Origin of the sequence: Rhizobium sp. NLR8a, from assembly GCF_019685235.1 — a bacterium.
Lineage (GTDB): Bacteria > Pseudomonadota > Alphaproteobacteria > Rhizobiales > Rhizobiaceae > Rhizobium.
This window is the reverse complement of record NZ_JABDWI010000003.1, coordinates 43,157-60,867: the sequence shown is the minus strand read 5'-3', so window position 1 is coordinate 60,867 and position 17,711 is coordinate 43,157. Positions and strand designations below refer to the sequence as shown.

15 protein-coding genes and 1 riboswitch are annotated in these 17,711 nt (G+C 63.6%); of the genes, 10 read left to right on the top strand and 5 right to left on the bottom strand.

Annotation, left to right across the window (positions count from 1 at the left end):
* Positions 1–2: 2 nt before the first annotated feature.
* Complete coding sequence (locus HJC04_RS05985; protein WP_221145284.1) at positions 3–1,793, bottom strand: chloride channel protein; 1,791 nt, start codon at positions 1,791–1,793, stop codon at positions 3–5.
* A 226-nt stretch (positions 1,794–2,019) separates the two neighbouring features.
* A riboswitch (cobalamin riboswitch) is annotated at positions 2,020–2,417 on the top strand.
* 331 nt (positions 2,418–2,748) lie between these two features.
* Here HJC04_RS05985 and cobU point away from each other — a divergent pair.
* The 4 genes from cobU to cobO are packed head-to-tail and all read left to right on the top strand — an operon-like array spanning position 2,749 to position 9,131.
* Positions 2,749–3,270 carry a bifunctional adenosylcobinamide kinase/adenosylcobinamide-phosphate guanylyltransferase gene (cobU, locus tag HJC04_RS05980; protein WP_221145282.1) on the top strand — a complete coding sequence of 174 codons (522 nt, stop codon included), beginning with the start codon at positions 2,749–2,751 and terminating at the stop codon, positions 3,268–3,270.
* 6 nt (positions 3,271–3,276) lie between these two features.
* On the top strand, positions 3,277–4,332 hold the full coding sequence (gene cobW, locus HJC04_RS05975) for a cobalamin biosynthesis protein CobW (RefSeq protein WP_221145280.1): 1,056 nt from the start codon (positions 3,277–3,279) through the stop codon (positions 4,330–4,332).
* A 3-nt stretch (positions 4,333–4,335) separates the two neighbouring features.
* The gene (gene cobN, locus HJC04_RS05970; protein ID WP_221145277.1) at positions 4,336–8,496 is read left to right on the top strand and encodes a cobaltochelatase subunit CobN; all 4,161 of its coding nucleotides are present in this window, start codon (positions 4,336–4,338) and stop codon (positions 8,494–8,496) included.
* On the top strand, positions 8,496–9,131 hold the full coding sequence (gene cobO, locus HJC04_RS05965) for a cob(I)yrinic acid a,c-diamide adenosyltransferase (RefSeq protein ID WP_210630970.1): 636 nt from the start codon (positions 8,496–8,498) through the stop codon (positions 9,129–9,131). Before cobN ends, cobO begins: the two co-directional genes overlap by 1 nt.
* 5 nt (positions 9,132–9,136) lie before the next feature.
* Here the strand turns inward: cobO and HJC04_RS05960 are convergent, their stop codons facing one another.
* The 3 genes from HJC04_RS05960 to HJC04_RS05950 form a co-directional block, all read right to left on the bottom strand.
* Positions 9,137–9,931, bottom strand: coding sequence for a helix-turn-helix domain-containing protein (locus HJC04_RS05960; RefSeq protein WP_210630971.1), 795 nt, complete (start codon positions 9,929–9,931; stop codon positions 9,137–9,139).
* The gene (locus HJC04_RS05955) at positions 9,931–10,296 is read right to left on the bottom strand and encodes a nuclear transport factor 2 family protein (protein ID WP_247241727.1); all 366 of its coding nucleotides are present in this window, start codon (positions 10,294–10,296) and stop codon (positions 9,931–9,933) included. Before HJC04_RS05955 ends, HJC04_RS05960 begins: the two co-directional genes overlap by 1 nt.
* 73 nt (positions 10,297–10,369) lie before the next feature.
* Positions 10,370–11,179, bottom strand: a complete 810-nt coding sequence (locus tag HJC04_RS05950; RefSeq protein WP_210630973.1) for a TSUP family transporter — start codon at positions 11,177–11,179, stop codon at positions 10,370–10,372.
* 99 nt (positions 11,180–11,278) lie between these two features.
* Between HJC04_RS05950 and HJC04_RS05945 the strand changes: the two genes are divergently transcribed.
* Positions 11,279–11,698 carry a cobalamin biosynthesis protein gene (locus tag HJC04_RS05945; protein ID WP_221145276.1) on the top strand — a complete coding sequence of 140 codons (420 nt, stop codon included), beginning with the start codon at positions 11,279–11,281 and terminating at the stop codon, positions 11,696–11,698.
* Positions 11,699–11,769: 71 nt separating this feature from the next.
* Entirely contained in the window at positions 11,770–12,720 is a 951-nt protein-coding gene (locus tag HJC04_RS05940) for a nucleoside hydrolase (protein ID WP_210630975.1), read from the top strand.
* A 114-nt stretch (positions 12,721–12,834) separates the two neighbouring features.
* Here the strand turns inward: HJC04_RS05940 and HJC04_RS05935 are convergent, their stop codons facing one another.
* Positions 12,835–13,278, bottom strand: a complete 444-nt coding sequence (locus HJC04_RS05935) for a DUF805 domain-containing protein (protein ID WP_210630976.1) — start codon at positions 13,276–13,278, stop codon at positions 12,835–12,837.
* 286 nt (positions 13,279–13,564) lie between these two features.
* Between HJC04_RS05935 and cobA the strand changes: the two genes are divergently transcribed.
* From cobA to cbiB, 4 genes are read left to right on the top strand one after another with little or no spacing between them, the layout of a single operon-like run.
* The gene (gene cobA / locus HJC04_RS05930) at positions 13,565–14,404 is read left to right on the top strand and encodes a uroporphyrinogen-III C-methyltransferase (RefSeq protein ID WP_210630977.1); all 840 of its coding nucleotides are present in this window, start codon (positions 13,565–13,567) and stop codon (positions 14,402–14,404) included.
* Entirely contained in the window at positions 14,401–15,708 is a 1,308-nt protein-coding gene (locus HJC04_RS05925; RefSeq protein WP_221145274.1) for a cobyrinate a,c-diamide synthase, read from the top strand. Before cobA ends, HJC04_RS05925 begins: the two co-directional genes overlap by 4 nt.
* Entirely contained in the window at positions 15,705–16,712 is a 1,008-nt protein-coding gene (cobD, locus tag HJC04_RS05920; protein ID WP_210630979.1) for a threonine-phosphate decarboxylase CobD, read from the top strand. Before HJC04_RS05925 ends, cobD begins: the two co-directional genes overlap by 4 nt.
* Entirely contained in the window at positions 16,709–17,689 is a 981-nt protein-coding gene (gene cbiB, locus HJC04_RS05915; protein WP_210630980.1) for an adenosylcobinamide-phosphate synthase CbiB, read from the top strand. Before cobD ends, cbiB begins: the two co-directional genes overlap by 4 nt.
* The last annotated feature ends 22 nt before the right edge of the window (positions 17,690–17,711 follow it).

The following is a 17,711-nucleotide window of genomic DNA, read 5'->3' as shown; positions in this document are numbered from 1 at the left end:
GCTCAAATCTCGCCCGACACCTCGCGGCGGCGCCGGTCGAGTTCTTCGCTGTAGCGGCGCAGCGTGTGGCTTTCGCTGAGCTGTCCCACCACCTTGCGCTCGATCAGATTGTTGACGACGGCGAGCGCTTCGCTTTCGCTCCTGTCGAAGATCGCCGCCGCCTGCTTTGCATTCATCTGCGGCTGCAGGAAATCATTGCGGTAGCGGACGAAATCGGCAAGCCTCTGGCTCTCGTCCTGGGCGTCGGTCGGATTGGCGTAGATCTCGGGCACGAGCACGAGGCCAGCATATTTTTCGTTCTCCTCTATGAGAATGACGCGTTGGGTTGAGCCGATCGGGAAGGCCTTCTTGAAGTCTTCCAGCGAGATATCGGCCTTTGCCGTCTTCACGTCGGCGCGCATCAGCTTGTTCACCGTCAGATTGCGGATCCAGCCAACGTCGTGGGCGCTGCGGATGCTTTCGCCGCGCAGGTGGAAGCGCCATGTGGCGAAGGAGTAGCCGAAGGTCGAGCGCACGACGAGCGAGGAGGTGATGACGGCGGCAAGAACCAGTGCCGTGATCGGGAAATCGCCAGTGATTTCGAGCGCCAGAAAGGTCATCGTCAATGGCCCGCCAATGACGGCGACCGCCAGGGAACTCATCCCGACCACGGCATAAATGACCGGCGTCAATGTCGCATCGGCGAAATAGGGGCCGCAATAAGCAAAGAGCTTGCCGAGCAGGGCGCCCATGAACAGCGAGGCGAAGAACAGCCCGCCTCTGAAACCGGAGCCGATCGAGATCGCCGAGGCAAGGGATTTCAGGAGGAAGAGACCGATCAGCGCCGGGATTGCCACGTCGCGGGAGAGGTTCAGATGCAGCGCGCCGTGGCCAGCCGAGAGCACCTGCGGCGAAATCATCGCCAGAAGCCCGACGATAATGCCGCCGAGCGCCGGGCGAAAGGGCGGGGCAATCGAGCTTTTGCGCGCCACCTCCTCGACGAAGGCCACGCCCTGCATGAGGAGGATGCCAACGCCGGCGCAGAAGACGCCGAGCAGCAGCGCCGGGATATAATCGGCCGGCACGACCGAGCCGAAGCTGCCGATATCGATGGTGAAATCGCCCTCGGCAAGCAACCTTGCGATGAGGGTTGAAACGAGGGCGGAGACGACGACCGGGGTCAACGACACGATGGTGTAGGTGCCGATGATCAGCTCGAAGGCGTAGAAGGCGCCCGTCAGCGGCGCGTTGAAAGCGGCGGCGATGGCGCCGGCCGCGCCGCAACCGACGAGTATGCGCAGGTCCGAGCGGCGCAGCTGCAGCTTGAGGCCGAATTTGGAGGCAATGCCGGCGGCGAGCTGGGTATAGCCGGCCTCCAGACCGACGGAGGCGCCGAAGCCGTTGGAGATCAGGTTCTGCACGGCAACGATGATGCTGTCGGTCAACGAGAGGCGGCCGCCATGCAGCGCATTCGCCTCGATCGGGTCGACCATCGGTTTCTTGCGCCGTTTGGCGAGGACCAGAAGCAGCAGGCCGAGCAGGGTACCGCCGATGACCGGGGCGGTAAGCAGCAGCATCTTGTCCTCGATGACCGACGCGCTCAACCTTTCGCTGTCGGCGATGCCGAAAACTAGCTGGTGCAACTCGTTGGAGACATAGCTCATGCCGGTCACGGCAAGACCCGAGGCGATGCCGACGATGGCGCCTGCCAGCGACAAGCCAACTTCGCTGCGGCGCGTCAGGGCGCGCAGCCGGCCCGGATCGAAGAAAACACGCAGCGTGCGCAGGCGGCGCCGATCCAATTTCATAAGCATGGCTAGACAACTAGGCGATGAGAGGCCGGGTCAAGGGCGGAGGTGCAGTCGCCTTGCAACGCAATTGCGGCGAAAAGCCGACGGTCGGGTCAAATATTTATGACTTAAGTCGCTGATAATAGACGATATTTCCGGTAGGGTCAGTGGTGTTGGCCGATCTTTTGCGCAGTCTGGAGCTGGAGCGGTTGCGAAGGTCGGTTGACTTCACCCCCCGGCTTGCCTAACCATCCCAGGGATAACGGATGGTTCCGGATCGGCATTTCGCCTTCCGGATGAAAAGGGAATGTGACGGGGCGGACCCACATCGGGCGCCTTCATCACAGCCGACCCCGCGACTGTAGAGCGGTCAGGGTCTTCCATCCGGCATCGAACCCTTTCGGCCGGCGGGCTGCAATCGTGCAGGCGGGCGGGATGGGCGGCATGCCGGAAAAGCCACTGGAAATGCATGGTGATCAACCGGGGTCGGACGCCTCTATCTCTACGAATCGTCCACCTTTTCACCGAGGCAGCCGGGAAGGCGAGGCAGATCCGCTGGCACGATCAGGGGCGACTGGACTTCCGGTTCGCCCCGATCGCCGCCGATAACCGCGAGCCAGGAGACCTGCCTTCCGTGCCGGGCGAAAAGCCCAACCCTGGGCAAGAGACCCGCTGCCAGCACGGAGGTTGTTTTGGCTGAACGATTGAATTCAGCGCCGCCTCTGGTGGTGCGCTTGGAAGGTGACTTGCAGATGCCGCCGCCGTCCGGCACGGGGCCGCTGGGAAGGAGTTTCCTTTCCTCCCTCATTCCTGTGCTTGTCACAGGAATCCAGCGGGCCCAAGTCCTTGGGCACAGGAGAATCCCTTCACGGCAGCATAGAATTATTCACGGCGCCGACGCGCCGTGGCTGGATTCCTATGACAAGCACAGGAATGAGGTGGGGCGGGGTACCGCATCCGGTCATAGGACTGTCTGGGCATGACGGCTGCCCCCTCCCACACCCTCATCCTCGGCGGCGCCCGTTCCGGCAAATCCCGTTTTGCCGAAAATCTCGTTATGGCAAGCGGCGACGAGCGCCACTACCTCGCCACCGGCCGTGCCTGGGACGAGGAGATGCAGACGCGTATTGCCCAGCACAAGGCCGATCGCGGCCCTTCCTGGACGACGCATGAGGAGCCGCTCGATCTTCTCGGCGTGCTTGCCGCGATCGACGGCGAGGGGCGCATTGTGCTTGTCGATTGCCTGACGCTCTGGGTGACCAACCTGATGATGGCGGAGCGCGAGATGGCTGTGGAATTTGCCGCGCTCGCTGATTTCCTGCCTGGCGCCAAGGCGCGGCTGGTCTTCGTTTCCAACGAGGTTGGCCTCGGCATCGTGCCTGACAATCGGATGGCGCGCGATTTTCGCGATCATGCCGGACGGCTGCACCAAATAATCGCGGCGCAGGCCGACGAAGTCTATTTCATCGCGGCCGGTCTGCCGCTGAAAATGAAGGGTTGAAGTTCCATGATCCAGCAGAAAATCCCCGCAACCGTCATCACCGGCTTCCTTGGCGCCGGCAAGACGACGATGATCCGCAACCTGCTCACCAATGCCGGCGGCAAAAAGATTGCGCTTATCATCAACGAATTCGGCGATCTCGGTGTCGATGGCGAGGTGCTGAAGGGCTGCGGCGCGGAGAATTGCAGCGAGGACGACATTATCGAGCTCACCAATGGCTGCATCTGCTGCACCGTCGCCGACGATTTCATTCCAACGATGACGAAGCTCCTGGAGCGCGAACAGCGGCCTGACCATATCGTCATCGAAACCTCCGGCCTCGCCCTGCCGCAGCCGCTGGTCTCCGCCTTCAACTGGCCTGATATCCGCACCCAGGTGACCGTCGACGGCGTCATTACGGTTGTCGACAGTGCGGCCGTTGCCGCCGGCCGTTTCGCCGATGACCATGCTGCTGTCGAGGCGGCGCGCGTCGAGGACGACTCGCTCGATCATGAGAGCCCGATCGAGGAGCTGTTCGAAGACCAGCTCACATGCGCCGATCTCATCGTCCTCAACAAGACCGACCTGATCGATGGGGATGGCCTGGGCCGCGTGAAGAACGAAGTCGCCTCCCGCATCGCCCGCAAGCCGGTCATGATCGAGGCCAGGAATGGCGAGGTGCCGGCAGGCGTGTTGCTCGGCCTCGGCATCGGCGCGGAAGACGATATCGCCAACCGCAAATCCCATCACGAGCTGGAGCACGAGGATGGGGCGCCACACGACCACGACGAGTTCGACAGCTTCGTTGTCGAACTCGGCGCTGTTTCCGATCCGAGGGGCTTTGTCGAGAAGCTGAAGGGCATCATCGCCGAGCATGATGTGCTGCGCCTCAAGGGCTTCATCGACGTCTCGGGCAAGCCCATGCGCCTGCAGCTGCAGGCCGTCGGCAGCCGCATCGACCAGTATTTCGACCGCGCCTGGGCAGCGGGCGAGGCGCGCCGCACGCGCCTTGTCGTCATCGGCTTGCACGAAATGAACCAGGGCGCGGTGCGCAAGGCGATTGAAGCGCTCGTTCAAGGATAATCGATGCATCTGCTTCTGGCCCAGCAGGGAACGATCAGCGACGGCGAAGAGGCAATCGACCTCGGCCAGTCGCCGGGCGATATGCTGTTCATTTCGGCTGCCGACACCGAACTTGCCGCGGTCGCTACCGCCTATCGCGGGTGCGAGGGAATGCCGCGTTCGCTGAGGCTCGCGAATCTGATGAGCCTCAAGCATCCGATGTCAGTCGATACCTATGTCGAGCGAACGGCCCGGCACGCCAAGCTGATCGTCGTGCGTGCGCTCGGCGGCGCCAGCTATTTCCATTATGCGCTGGAGGCGCTGCACGCCGTTGCCGCCCGCAACGGCGCACTGATTGCAGTATTGCCTGGCGATGCCAAGCCAGATGCGGGGCTGGTTCCTTTCTCCAATGTTGACCTCGACGATCTCAACGCGCTCTGGGTCTATCTGATCGAGGGCGGCGACGCCAATACGCGGAGCTTCCTTGCTTATGCCTCGGCGATGCTATCGGGCGCGGAGAAGCCGGCGCTGGCAGTGCCTTTGATGAAGGCGGGGATCTGGTGGCCGGGGCGAGGGGCGATCGGGGTCGAAGAGTGGCGGCGGGTCGTCGGTTCGCATGTCGCGCCAACGTCGTCCGTCAAGCGTGGGGCCCCCCCCTCTGTCTCGCCGGACATCTCCCCCACAAGGGGGGAGATCAGCAAGTCGCTCGGACTTCCAACAAAAAAAATGCGTGAGAATGCCGCACTTTCGGCTGAAGAGATGGAGCGAAGCCTCGCATCCCCGATCTCCCCCCTTGTGGGGGAGATGTCCGGCAGGACAGAGGGGGGTACACCAAGCTCGACAGAAGAGGTGGAATTCGAACCCACGTCCCCCATCGTCGCCATCAGCTTCTACCGTGCCCTCGTCCAGAGCGGCGAGACCGGGCCGGTCGAGGCGCTGGTCGAGGCCTTGGCCGCACTTGGCCTGCGGCCGCTGCCGGTCTTTGCCTACAGCCTAAAGGATCCCGTTTCGACAGGCATTCTCGAGAGCGTGTTTTCGGCGTTGAAACCGGATGTCGTCATCAACACAACGGGCTTTGCGGTCTCCGCGCCGGGCGCGGACCGGCAACCGACTGTGCTGGAGACGGATGGCGCAGTCGTACTGCAGGCAATCCTGTCGGCTTCGTCGCGGGAGGCTTGGGTGACCTCGTCGCAGGGTCTGTCGGCGCGCGACCTCGGCATGAATGTGGCGCTGCCCGAAGTCGACGGGCGGGTGTTGGCGCGGGCGGTGTCCTTCAAGACGGCGGCGCGTTACGACGCGGCTGTCGAGGCGAACATCGTCGCAAGCCTGCCCGACGCCGGCCGGCTCCGCTATACGGCGGAGCTCGCCGCCAGTTGGGTGCGGCTGCGCCGGACGCCCGCCAATAGGAGGCGCATCGCCCTCATCATGGCGAATTATCCGAACCGCGACGGCCGACTCGGCAACGGCGTCGGACTCGACACGCCGGCCGGCAGCATCGAGGTGCTTCGGGCGATGGCGGGTGCGGGTTACCCGGTCGCCGATGTTCCGGCCGATGGCGACGCGCTGATCTGGCATCTGATGGAGGGGCCGACCAATTCCCGGCATGACGGCCGGGTCATCCGCGAGGCTCTTTCGCTCAGTCGCTACAAAAACTTCCTGGAATCTCTTCCCAAAAAGATTCAGGATGAGGTGAGGGCGCGCTGGGGCGAGCCAGAGAACGATCCCCATTTTCGCGACGGCGTCTTCGCCCTGCCTTTCGCCCGCTTCGGCGGCGTCCTGGTCGGCATCCAGCCGGCGCGCGGCTACAATATCGATCCGAAGGAGAGCTATCATTCGCCGGATCTCGTGCCGCCGCATGGCTATATTGCCTTCTATGCTTTCCTGCGGCGCGAATTTGGCGCCGACGCCGTCATCCACATGGGAAAGCATGGCAATCTCGAATGGCTGCCGGGCAAGGCGCTGGCGCTGTCTGAGACATGTTACCCGGAAGCGATCCTCGGGCCGCTGCCGCACCTTTATCCCTTTATCGTCAACGATCCCGGCGAGGGCACGCAGGCGAAGCGCCGCACCGCCGCCGTCATCATCGACCACCTGACGCCGCCGTTGACGCGGGCCGAAAGCTATGGACCGCTCAAGGATCTGGAGGCGCTGGTCGATGAATATTACGAAGCTTCGGGTGGCGATCCCCGCCGCATCCGGCTGCTCAGCCGCCAGATCCTCGATCTCGTCGCCGATATCGGGCTGGATCGGGATGCGGGGATTGCGAAAGGCGAGAGCGAAAGTGAGGCGCTGAAGAAGCTTGATGCCTATCTCTGCGATCTGAAGGAGATGCAGATCCGTGACGGGCTGCATGTGTTCGGCGTGTCGCCGGAGGGGCGGCTGCTGACGGACTTGACCGTGGCGTTGGCGCGGGTCCCGCGCGGGCTGGGAGAGGGCTGTGATGCGAGTTTGCAGCGGGCGATTGCTGCGGATGCTAGGTTGAGTTTCCCCCTTCTCCCCAGCGCGGAGAGGATGTCCGCCAGGACAGATGAGGGGGCGAGCGACGGCAGGAGCGGGCGGCTGAGCGCAAGCGAGGCCGAGTCTGTGGCCCCCTCATCTGACCCTTCGGCCCCCCTTCTCACCGCCGGGGAGAAGGTGAGTCGCGCGCTTCAGCGTCCTTTTGACCCACTCGACTGCGACATGGCGACTCTTTGGACGGGCCCGCGTCCGGCTATTCTCGCAGATGTCCTCGACGCCCCCTGGCGCAGCAACGGCGACACCGTCGAGCGCATCGAACTGCTCGCGGGCAAGCTCGTTTCCGGCGAAATGGGGTGCCCAACCCTCTGGTCCCAAACCAGAACGGTGCTCGACGAGATCGAATCCCGGCTCAAGCCTTCCATTCTCGCCTGCGGCCCGGCGGAGATCTCCGGCCTTCTGCGCGGCCTCGACGGCCGGTTCGTCGCCCCAGGCCCCTCCGGCGCGCCGACGCGCGGGCGGCCGGATGTGCTGCCGACGGGGCGGAATTTTTACTCCGTCGACAGCCGCGCCGTGCCAACGCCGGCCGCCTACGAGCTCGGCAGAAAATCCGCGGAACTGCTGGTGCGCCGCTATGTTCAGGATCATGGCGAGTGGCCGGTCTCCTTCGGGCTGACGGCCTGGGGCACGTCGAACATGCGCACGGGTGGTGACGATATCGCCCAAGCTTTGGCGCTGATCGGTGTCAAGCCGCTCTGGGACATGAGTTCGCGCCGCGTCACCGGCTATGAGATCATATCGCAAACAGTGCTCGGGCGGCCGCGCGTTGATGTGACGCTCCGGATTTCCGGCTTCTTCCGCGACGCCTTTCCCGAGCAGATCGCCCTGTTCGACATGGCGATCCGCGCCGTCGGGGCACTGGATGAGGATGCTGCCGACAACCCGATTGCCGGGCGCATGCGCGGCGAGGCGGCTCGGCTGGCCGCTGCCGGGCTCGATGAGAAGGCGGCGGTGAAGCGGGCGGGTTACCGCGTCTTCGGCTCTAAACCCGGCGCCTACGGCGCGGGACTGCAGGCACTGATCGATGAAAAGGGCTGGGAGCGGCGTGCCGATCTTGCCGAAGCCTATCTCGTCTGGGGAAGTTATGCCTATGGCGCCGGCGAGGAGGGCAGGGCCGAACGCGGCCTGTTCGAGGAGAGGCTGCGCTCGGTGCAGGCCGTCATTCAGAACCAGGACAATCGCGAGCATGACCTGCTCGATAGTGATGACTATTACCAGTTCGAGGGCGGCATGGCGGCTGCGGCCGAGCAGCTCGCCGGTACACGTCCAGCGATCTATCATAACGATCATTCCAGGCCCGAACGACCTTTGATCCGCTCGCTCGAGGAGGAAATCGGCCGCGTCGTGCGCGGGCGCGTGGTCAATCCGAAATGGATATCGGGCGTCATGCGCCATGGTTACAAGGGAGCCGCCGAGATCGCCGCCACCGTCGATTATCTCTTCGCCTTCGCTGCGACGACGGGCGCGGTCGGCGCGCATCATTTCGAGGCGGTCTATCAGGCCTTCGTCGCCGATCCGGACCTGCGCGGTTTCATGATCGAGAAAAACCCGGCGGCATTCGACGAGATGAAGGAGCGGCTGCGCGAGGCAATCGATCGCGGGCTCTGGACGCCGCGCAGCAATTCGGCCCGGTTCGACCTGGCTGCTACGAAACTGAATGAGGTGCACTGATGAGTGACGAGATCCCAGAAAACGAATCGACCAAGGACGATGCCCGCCACGCCGAGAGGATGGCGAAGAAGAAGGCTGCGCGCGACAAGATCATGGCGACCAAGACGGACGGCAAGGGCCTGATCATCGTCCATACCGGCAAGGGCAAGGGTAAGTCGTCAGCCGCCTTCGGGATGATCTTCCGCCACATCGCCCACAGCAAGCCGTCAGCCGTCGTGCAGTTCATCAAGGGAGCGATGTGGACCGGCGAGCGCGACCTGATCGAGAAGCATTTTTCCGATCTCTGCCAGTTCCACACGATGGGCGAGGGCTTCACCTGGGAAACGCAGGACCGGGCCCGCGACATCGCCGCCGCCTCGGCGGCCTGGGAAAAGGCCAAGGAACTGATCCGCGATGAGCGCAATTCCATGGTGCTGCTCGACGAGATCAACATCGCGCTGCGCTACGACTATCTCGACATCAACGAGGTCGTCGCCTTCCTGAAGAGCGAGAAGCCCCCTATGACCCATGTCGTGCTGACGGGGCGCAACGCCAAGGAAGAACTGATCGAGATCGCCGATCTGGTCACCGAGATGGAACTCGTCAAACATCCGTTCCGGTCGGGCATCAAGGGCCAGCCCGGCGTGGAGTTCTGAGCCACTCAGTTGAGTGCCAGGCTGCGCAGGATGGCGGCCGTTTCCTCATCCGCCGGAAAGAAGGATTCGACCGCGAGCTCCGACAGGGTGATATCGACAGGCGTGCCGAAGACCGTCGTTGTCGAGATCAGCGACAGCAACCCGGCTTTGTTCGCAAGCCGGAGGGGAACGGCGATACCGGCATAGTCGGCGTGGTTTTCGCCGGGCCGGTCCGACGCCGGATAGGACCGGAGCTCCTTCAACAGCTTTTCCAGAACAGGATCACCTGAGGCCGATATCTGCTGACGCAGCCTGTCGAGGAGGTGGCCGCGCCACTCACCGTGATTGACGATATGCGGCGCCAACCCCTGCGGATGCAGGCTGAGGCGCAGCACGTTGACGGGCGGCGCGAGCAGCGACTGATCGGCAACGCCTGACAGCAAGGGAGCGATCGCAGCGTTGGCGGCGACCAGGGTCCAGTGGCGGTCGACCGCCAGTGCCGGGAAGGGCTCGTGCCCTTTCAGCACCATGTCGACGGCGCGTCGCGCCGCCTCAAGGGCAGGATCATCAAGCTTGCGTTCGGCAAAGATTGGGGCGAAACCCGCCGCCAGCAGCAGCGGGTTGCGGTCGCGCAGGGGCACGCCGAGGCGTTCGGCAAGATGCAGCAGCATCTCGCGGCTCGGTGTCGCGCGCCCGCTCTCGATGAAGCTCAGATGCCGCTGCGAGATCTCCGCCTCCAGCGCCAGGTCGAGTTGGCTCATGCGGCGGCGCTGGCGCCACTCGCGCAGGTGATCTCCGAGGGAGCGGGCGGCCGGCGTCATCAGGTGGCTGCCGGCAGTTGGTCGATGAAGCCGCGCACGGATTTCAGCTTGCCGCCGTCGAGTTCGGCGAAATCCGTGCCCTTGATCAGCGCTTCGCCGTTTTCGGGCCCGAGCCTCCAGGAAAAGCGCAGGTTGTCGCCATAGCCGTCGGCCGCGCCGATCAGTTCGAAGCGGAAGCCGGGGAAACGGCTTTGCACGGCCTCGACCAGCGCATTGATCTGCTCGTGACCTTCGCCGCGCATCAGCGGATCGACATAGGTGGCCGCTTCCGCCCAGCTCTCGGCGATGAGAGCGCGGCGGCGAGCGCCATCCGTCTCGTTCCAGACGGCGAGGTAGCGCTCGGCTTTGGTCTTTGCGTCGTTCATCAGGTCATCTCCTTTTGATCGCCCGTCAGTTCCAGGCAGCGCGATCATGCGGGAAGGTGGCGCACCCTATCAATTACGCCTGAGGTAATGGGCGCTGGCAGATGCCAAGCCAGACACGCAGCGGATTTGCCGGATCGGCGAGCAGCTTCACCGCAAGGGCGACGCAGACGATGACGAGCAGCGGCTTGATGAGCTTTGCGCCGATGCGCATGGCGAGCCGTGAGCCCAATTGTGCGCCGAGGAACTGGCAGACGCCCATCAACAGGCCGATCTTCCAGAGGATTGCGCCGAAGCTTGCGAAGACGATCAGCGCACCGAGGTTCGAGCCGAAATTCAGAAGTTTGGTGTGCGCGGTGGCCTTAAGCACGCCGAAGCCGGCGAGGGTGACGAAGGCGAGCATGAAGAAGGAGCCGGTGCCGGGGCCGAAGACGCCGTCGTAGAAGCCGATGGCCGGCACCAGCGTCAGGCCGAAGGCGAAGGGCGTGATGAGACGGTGTTTGTCGAGGTCGTTGAGATTCGGTTTGACAGCAAAGAAGATCGCGATTGCCAGCAGCAGCACAGGCATGATCGCTTGAAGCACCTGTCCTGGTACGATCGTCGCAAGAGCGGCGCCGAGTGCCCCGCCCATGACGGACATCAGCGCCATCGGCAGCTGTTCGGAAAGCTCCACATGGCCCTTGCGGGCGTAGGCGAGCGTCGCGGAAGCGGCGCCGAAGATCGATTGCACCTTGTTGGTTCCGAGCGTCTGCAGCGGCGGGATGCCGGCGATCAGCATGGCAGGAACCGTAATCAGACCGCCGCCGCCGGCAATGGCATCGACGAAACCGGCGAAGAAGGCGGCCGCGCAGAGCAGCAGAAGCAGATCAAGGGCGATGTCAGGCAAGATGCTATTCCAGAAGGATCTTTCACGGGTCTTGTTGCATTTCCCCCTCCAAGCTGCAATGGCTGCAAGGACACAGCAGGGGTACATTCGGCTGCCTCCATGAGCGACATTTCTTTCGATGCGACAAGGCGCCATGTGCTCGGGCTCGGCTGCGAGCGCGGGACGCCGGTCGCCGAGGTGCAGGCGCTGGCCGTTGCGGCCCTGGCGGCGGCCGGTATCGGTGCGGAGGAACTCGCCGCTATTGCTTCTATCGACAGCCGCCGTAAGGAGGCGGCTATCCTCGCGGTCGCCAGGCATTTTGGCGTGCCGGCCGTATTCTTCGACGCGTCGCGGCTGGAGCGGGAAACGCCGCGGCTCAAAAATCCGTCGGCCGTCGTCTTTGCTCGGGTCGGCTGCCATGGGGTGGCGGAATCGGCAGCGCTTGCGGCGACCGGTGATAATGCCGAACTGATGCTTGGCAAAATCAAATCGGCGCATGCAACGGCGGCAGTTGCCCGTGGCGGGTTGCAGAAAGCCTGATGGTCGCTATGGTGGCGGCAATTCGCGGCGCCACCCGGCAGCCTCGCGATTCACATTCTAGAGGAAAAATCATGCACAAGGTCATTTATGACACTGACCCGGGCGTTGACGACGCCATGGCGCTTCTCTTCCTGCATCGGCATCCCGAAATCGACCTGATCGGCATCACCACCGTGTTCGGCAATGCCTCGGTCGAGACGACGACGCGCAATGCGCTCTTCCTCAAGCGTGAATGGAATATTCCTGCACCCGTCGCCAAAGGCGCCAGCGTCACCATCGATGCCTCGCGCGCGGCGCGGGAGTGGCCTTCCATGGTGCATGGCGACAACGGCCTCGGTGATATCGAGGTGCCAGCGTCGATCGACCTGCCGCTCGATCCGCGCCCGGCGCACCGCTTCATCATCGACACCGTGCGTGCCCATCCCGGCGAGGTGCGCCTGGTCGCGGTCGGGCGAATGACCAATCTGGCGCGGGCGTTGAAGGAAGACCCGGAGATTGCGACCCTGGTCAAGGACGTCGTCATCATGGGTGGCAATTTCTATGTGCCCGGCAATGTCTCGCCGGTCGCCGAGGCCAATATTCATGGCGATCCCGAGGCCGCCGACATCGTCATGACCGCGCCCTGGAAGGTCGCAGTCATCGGCCTTGACGTCACCTCGATCACCACCATGAGCCGCAGTTATCTCGGCAGGATGGCGGCCGAGGGAGATGGTGCCGTGAAACTGCTCGACGCACTCTCGCAATCCTACATCGACTTCTACAAGCATGCGGTCGAGGACGGCATGATGGTGCATGACAGCTGCGCCGCAGTCTACGTCGTGGCGCCGGAGCTGTTCTCGTCCATCTCAGGTGCGGTGCGCGTCGTCTGCGGCGGCATTGCCGACGGCCAGACGATCGTCAAGCCGGACAATCGCCGGTTCCCGCCCGGCGATTGGGATGATCGGCCGAGCCAGATCGTCACCACAGGGATCGAGTCGGAAAAGGTCCTGACGCTGATCCGCGATACGCTGCTTCGCGGCTGAGTGTCTTCAACGCCGATTGGAATGTATTTCACCACAGCAGGCGTCGCCTGGCGTCATCCTCGGCACAGGCCACAGCGATACGCCCGGATCTCCGCAACCTCTCGCGGCGGGCCATTATCCGCCCAGCAAACCTAAGCGGGCGCCGGCGGAGCCGGGCACTTCGCCAAACCTGTTGGGGTCCTTCGAGCCAGGAGTTAGGATGATTGCAAGATGGACCGCCAGCAGAAAGATGCTCATGAGAATTACTGCGGTCAGGGAGCCAACTGCTTCGTAATAGCCGTAGAGCAGGTGAAGCATGAAGACTGAAGCGGTCCACCAGCCGCTCTGATCGAAATCATGCAGTCGCATCACCATTAGGCAAAGGCAGGTGATGAGCGCCAGCGCATAGGTTAGGGCGATTAACTCCTTAACCCTTGAAATCGCTTCCCGAGTTCCGACCAGCGTCAGTAAGTGAGTGAGAGCGAATACCACGGCCGCGGCGACAGCAATGACTGCCACGTTGAACAGGAAATAGCGAAGACGACCAAGCCTGCCCCGTAACGAGAATATTCTGAGCATTGTCCCCTTACTCGCGCTCATAGTTAGACGGTTGCATTGAAGTAGCGTCAAACGGCAATTGAAAGACTATCGTAGTTCTTTTTTGGCGAGGAAGAAAGCGGAGTTGACCGACTCCATGCGCGGCCGGTCGCGAGGGTAATATCATAGTGTATTCATATTGCTGCATCGCTTTCCTGCGATATCGAATCCGCTCGTTTGCAAAGTGAGTCATTGTCATCTCAGCAACTTCAAGTGAGGTGGCGCAGGCGGCGTTGACCTTGGCTCTCGCTGGGCCTAGATCAACAAAATGTCGAATAGTTTATTCTCCCATTTGCCGGCGTTGGAGCCGGGCAGCGTCTGGCTCGTCGGGGCCGGTCCGGGTGATCCGGGCCTGCTGACGCTCTTGGCCGCCAGGGGGCTCGCCGAGGCTGATGTGATCGTCCACGACGCGTTGGTCAATGAGGACTGCCTGAGGCTCGCGCACCCCGGCGCCGAACTCGAATATGCCGGCAAACGCGGCGGCAAACCCTCGGCCAAGCAGCGGGATATTTCGTTGCGCCTGGTGGAACTGGCGCGCGCCGGCAAGCGGGTGCTGCGGCTGAAGGGGGGCGATCCCTTCGTCTTCGGGCGCGGCGGCGAGGAGGCGCTGACGCTGGTCGAGCACAATATTCCGTTCCGCATAGTGCCGGGCATCACTGCCGGTATCGGCGGGCTTGCCTATGCCGGCATTCCGGTGACGCATCGCGAGATCAATCATGCGGTGACGTTTCTGACCGGCCATGATTCCTCCGGCATCGTGCCGGACAGGATCGACTGGGAAGCGATCGGCAAGGGTTCGCCGGTGATCGTCATGTACATGGCGATGAAGCACATCGCCCAGATCAGCGCCAAACTCATTGCTTCGGGCCGCTCGCCATCCGAGCCCGTGGCTTTCGTCTGCAATGCGGCGACCGGCGCGCAGCAGGTGCTGGAGACGACGCTCGGGCAAGCGACCGAGGCTGTTACCGCCTCCCGGCTCGAGCCGCCGGCGGTGGTCGTCATCGGCGAGGTGGTGCGGCTCCGAGCCTCGCTCGATTGGCTCGGCGCTCTCGCCGGACGACGGCTGCAGCCGTATCCGTTCCGCCAGTCCGGCCAGGTGCTGGCATGAGCGGCCTCCTGATCGCAGCTCCTTCTTCCGGCGTCGGCAAGACGACGGTGACGCTCGGCCTGCTCAGAGCCTTGCGTCGGCGCGGCATCGCGATCGCGCCCGGCAAGGCCGGCCCCGACTATATTGATCCCGCCTTCCATGCGGCGGCAAGCGGCACGCCCTGCCTGAACTTCGACCCCTGGGCGATGCGGCCGGAGCTGATCTCGGCCAATGCGACGCTGCACCGCTCCGGCGACCGCATTCTCGTCGTTGAGGCGATGATGGGGCTGTTCGACGGAGCGGCCGACGGGAAGGGGACGGCAGCGGATCTGGCCGCCCAGCTCGGCCTTTCCGTGGTGCTGGTCATCGACGCTTCGCGCATGTCGCAATCGGTCGCGCCGCTAGTAGCGGGTTTTGCCGGTTTCCGCGCGGATGTTCGCGTTGCCGGCGTCATCCTCAACAAGGTCGGCAGCGAACGGCACGAGGCGATGCTGCGTCAGGCGCTCGAGGCGATTCGGATGCCGGTGATCGCCGTGATCGGCACCGACAAGGCGCTTGTCCTGCCGAATCGCCATCTCGGCCTTGTTCAGGCCGGTGAGCATGCAAGCCTCGAAGATTTCATCGAGCATGCGGCGGATGCCGTCTCCGAGGAATGCAATTTCGAGTTTCTGCTGCGCATCGCCAGGCAGGGCCTCAACCGGCCGTCGGCTGCCAATATCGATCGCCTGCCGCCACTCGGCAGTCGCATTGCGGTGGCCCGTGATATCGCTTTCGCCTTTTCCTATGAGCATATGCTGCTTGGCTGGCGGCGGCGGGGGGCTGCGATTTCCTTCTTCTCGCCGCTCGCCGACGAGGCGCCCGCTGCCGATGCTGATGCGATCTATCTGCCTGGCGGTTATCCCGAACTGCATGCCGGAACGCTCTCCCAGGCGTCGAATTTTCGCGCAGGCCTTCTCGATGCGGCGGCGCGCGGCATCCGGATCTATGGCGAGTGCGGCGGCTACATGGTGCTCGGCGATGGGCTGATCGACGCAGAGGGCATCCGTCACGAGATGCTCGGTCTGCTGCCCGTTGTCACCAGCTATGCCGCGCGAAAACGCCATCTCGGTTATCGCCACGTCATGCCGCTCGACGGCGCGATCTTTCAGCGAGCGATGACGGCGCATGAATTCCACTATTCCACCCTCATCTCCGAAGGCGAGGGCGAACGGCTGTTTCAGGTCCGAGATGCGCTCGGAACCGATCTTGGCCCGGCGGGGCTCCGGCGCGGGCAGGTGGCGGGTTCCTACATGCATCTGATCGATCTTGCCGGGATTGCCGCGTGAGCGCGCCGATCGTCCATGGTGGCGGAGTCACTGCCGCTGCTGCCGCCTTTGGCGGCAGGCCGGAGGACTGGCTCGACCTTTCCACCGGGATCAATCCGTGCCCGGCTGCCCTGCCGGAAATCCCTGCAAGGGCTTGGCACCGCCTGCCGGACAGCCATCTGGCCGAAGAGGCAAGGTGGGCGGCGCGCGATTACTATGGGAGCGGCGAGATCCTGCCGCTGCCGGTGCCCGGCACGCAATCGGTGATCCAACTTCTGCCGCGGTTGCTGACAAAGGATGAGGGCGCCAGGGTCGCCGTCGTGGCGCCGACCTATGGCGAGTATGCGCACGCTTTTAATTCAGCCGGTTTTGCCGTCGATACCGTCGGTCATGTCGCTGCGATCGGAGTTGAGCATCGGCTTGCGGTCGTTGTCAATCCGAACAATCCCGATGGGCTGACATGGCCCGTGGAAACGCTGATTGGCCTGCATGACAGGATGAAGGCGGTCAATGGACTTCTGGTTGTCGATGAAGCCTTCGGCGACGCCGATCCGGCACTCAGTCTCGCCGGCCACGCGCAGCGGCTCTCAAATCTGGTGATCTTCCGCTCCTTCGGCAAGTTTTTCGGGCTCGCCGGCCTTCGGCTCGGCTTTGCGATTGCGCGTGATGATATTCTCCAGCGTTTCGAGGGATGGCTCGGACCCTGGGCCGTGTCCGGGCCGGCGCTTTCGATAGCAGGCTCGCTGCTGCGTTCGGACGTTTCCCCCATCCGCCAGCTCATCGATGAACGCGGCGTCGGGCTTCATGCGGTGCTGACCGGGCTCGGGCTGCAGATCGCAGGGGGAACGGCGTTGTTTTCCCTTGTCGACGATGCCAGAGCGAGCGACATTTACACGCATCTCTGCCGGCATCATATTCTCGTCCGCAAGTTCGACTATGCGCCCGGATGGCTGCGTTTCGGGCTGACGCCTGATCCGGCGGCGGACCGGAGGCTTGGCGAAGTCCTTCAGAGATTTGAGCGATGACGATCGACCTAAACCTTCTCGTGCTGCTTCTGGCGCTGCTGCTCGACCGGATCGTCGGCGATCCGCAATGGCTCTGGTCGCGCGTGCCGCATCCCGTTGCGATTTTCGGAGCGGTGATCTCCTATGCCGACCAGCAGCTCAATCCTTCAAGCCTCACGGGCCATCAACGGCGGATGAACGGCGTCGCCGCCATCGTAGCGCTGCTGTTGCTGGCCCTGGCGGCAGGCTTCGTGTTCAACCGGTTTTTCGCGCTGTTCGGCCTCGCCGGCATCCTGTTGGAGACCGGATTGGTGGCGATCTTCCTGGCGCAGAAGAGCCTTGCCGACCATGTCGCCGCCGTTGCCGTCGCCCTGCGTGAGGAGGGGCTTGTCGGTGGACGGGCGGCCGTTGCCCGCATTGTCGGGCGCGATCCCGAGACGCTGGATGAGCCGGCCGTCTGCCGCGCGGCGATCGAAAGCCTTGCCGAGAACTTCTCCGATGGCGTCGTCGCGCCGGCGATTTGGTATGCCATTTTCGGCATGCCAGGGCTTTTCGCCTACAAGATGCTGAACACGGCCGATTCGATGATCGGCCATAGATCGGAAAAATACATCGATTTCGGCTGGGCGGCCGCTCGGCTCGACGATGTCGCCAACTGGCCGGCCGCGCGCCTCTCCATCCTGCTGATTGCTGCAGGCGCCTGGATCCGGCGCGGCACCAGCGCCTGCCGCGAGGCGATCCGGGTAGCGATGCGCGACGGCGGCTTGCACCGTTCGCCGAATTCCGGCCGTCCGGAAGCGGCAATGGCGGGTGCGCTGAATGTCCAGCTTGCCGGACCGCGCATCTACGGCGGCGTGCTCGTTACCGAACCGATGATCAACAATCCCGGGCGCGATGTCGCGACATCCGGCGACATCGAGGACGGTGTCTCCGTTTATCAGGCGAGTTGCATGGTGCTTGCCGGCATCACGTTCGGATTGTTTTTGTGCTTCCTGTGAGGGGCTTGCGCCATAGCTCACC

Excerpts from the sequence above, each read along its gene's own strand:
- cobO (WP_210630970.1), top strand. The coding sequence starts at position 8,496 with ATGAGTGACGAGATCCCAGAAAACGAATCGACCAAGGACGATGCCCGC.
- HJC04_RS05940 (WP_210630975.1), top strand. The coding sequence starts at position 11,770 with ATGCACAAGGTCATTTATGACACTGACCCGGGCGTTGACGACGCCATG.
- HJC04_RS05960 (WP_210630971.1), bottom strand. The coding sequence starts at position 9,931 with ATGACGCCGGCCGCCCGCTCCCTCGGAGATCACCTGCGCGAGTGGCGC.
- HJC04_RS05985 (WP_221145284.1), bottom strand. The coding sequence starts at position 1,793 with ATGCTTATGAAATTGGATCGGCGCCGCCTGCGCACGCTGCGTGTTTTC.
- HJC04_RS05935 (WP_210630976.1), bottom strand. The coding sequence starts at position 13,278 with ATGCTCAGAATATTCTCGTTACGGGGCAGGCTTGGTCGTCTTCGCTAT.
- HJC04_RS05955 (WP_247241727.1), bottom strand. The coding sequence starts at position 10,296 with ATGAACGACGCAAAGACCAAAGCCGAGCGCTACCTCGCCGTCTGGAAC.
- HJC04_RS05925 (WP_221145274.1), top strand. The coding sequence starts at position 14,401 with ATGAGCGGCCTCCTGATCGCAGCTCCTTCTTCCGGCGTCGGCAAGACG.
- cobU (WP_221145282.1), top strand. The coding sequence starts at position 2,749 with ATGACGGCTGCCCCCTCCCACACCCTCATCCTCGGCGGCGCCCGTTCC.
- cbiB (WP_210630980.1), top strand. The coding sequence starts at position 16,709 with ATGACGATCGACCTAAACCTTCTCGTGCTGCTTCTGGCGCTGCTGCTC.
- cobN (WP_221145277.1), top strand. The coding sequence starts at position 4,336 with ATGCATCTGCTTCTGGCCCAGCAGGGAACGATCAGCGACGGCGAAGAG.
- HJC04_RS05945 (WP_221145276.1), top strand. The coding sequence starts at position 11,279 with ATGAGCGACATTTCTTTCGATGCGACAAGGCGCCATGTGCTCGGGCTC.
- cobW (WP_221145280.1), top strand. The coding sequence starts at position 3,277 with ATGATCCAGCAGAAAATCCCCGCAACCGTCATCACCGGCTTCCTTGGC.
- cobA (WP_210630977.1), top strand. The coding sequence starts at position 13,565 with ATGTCGAATAGTTTATTCTCCCATTTGCCGGCGTTGGAGCCGGGCAGC.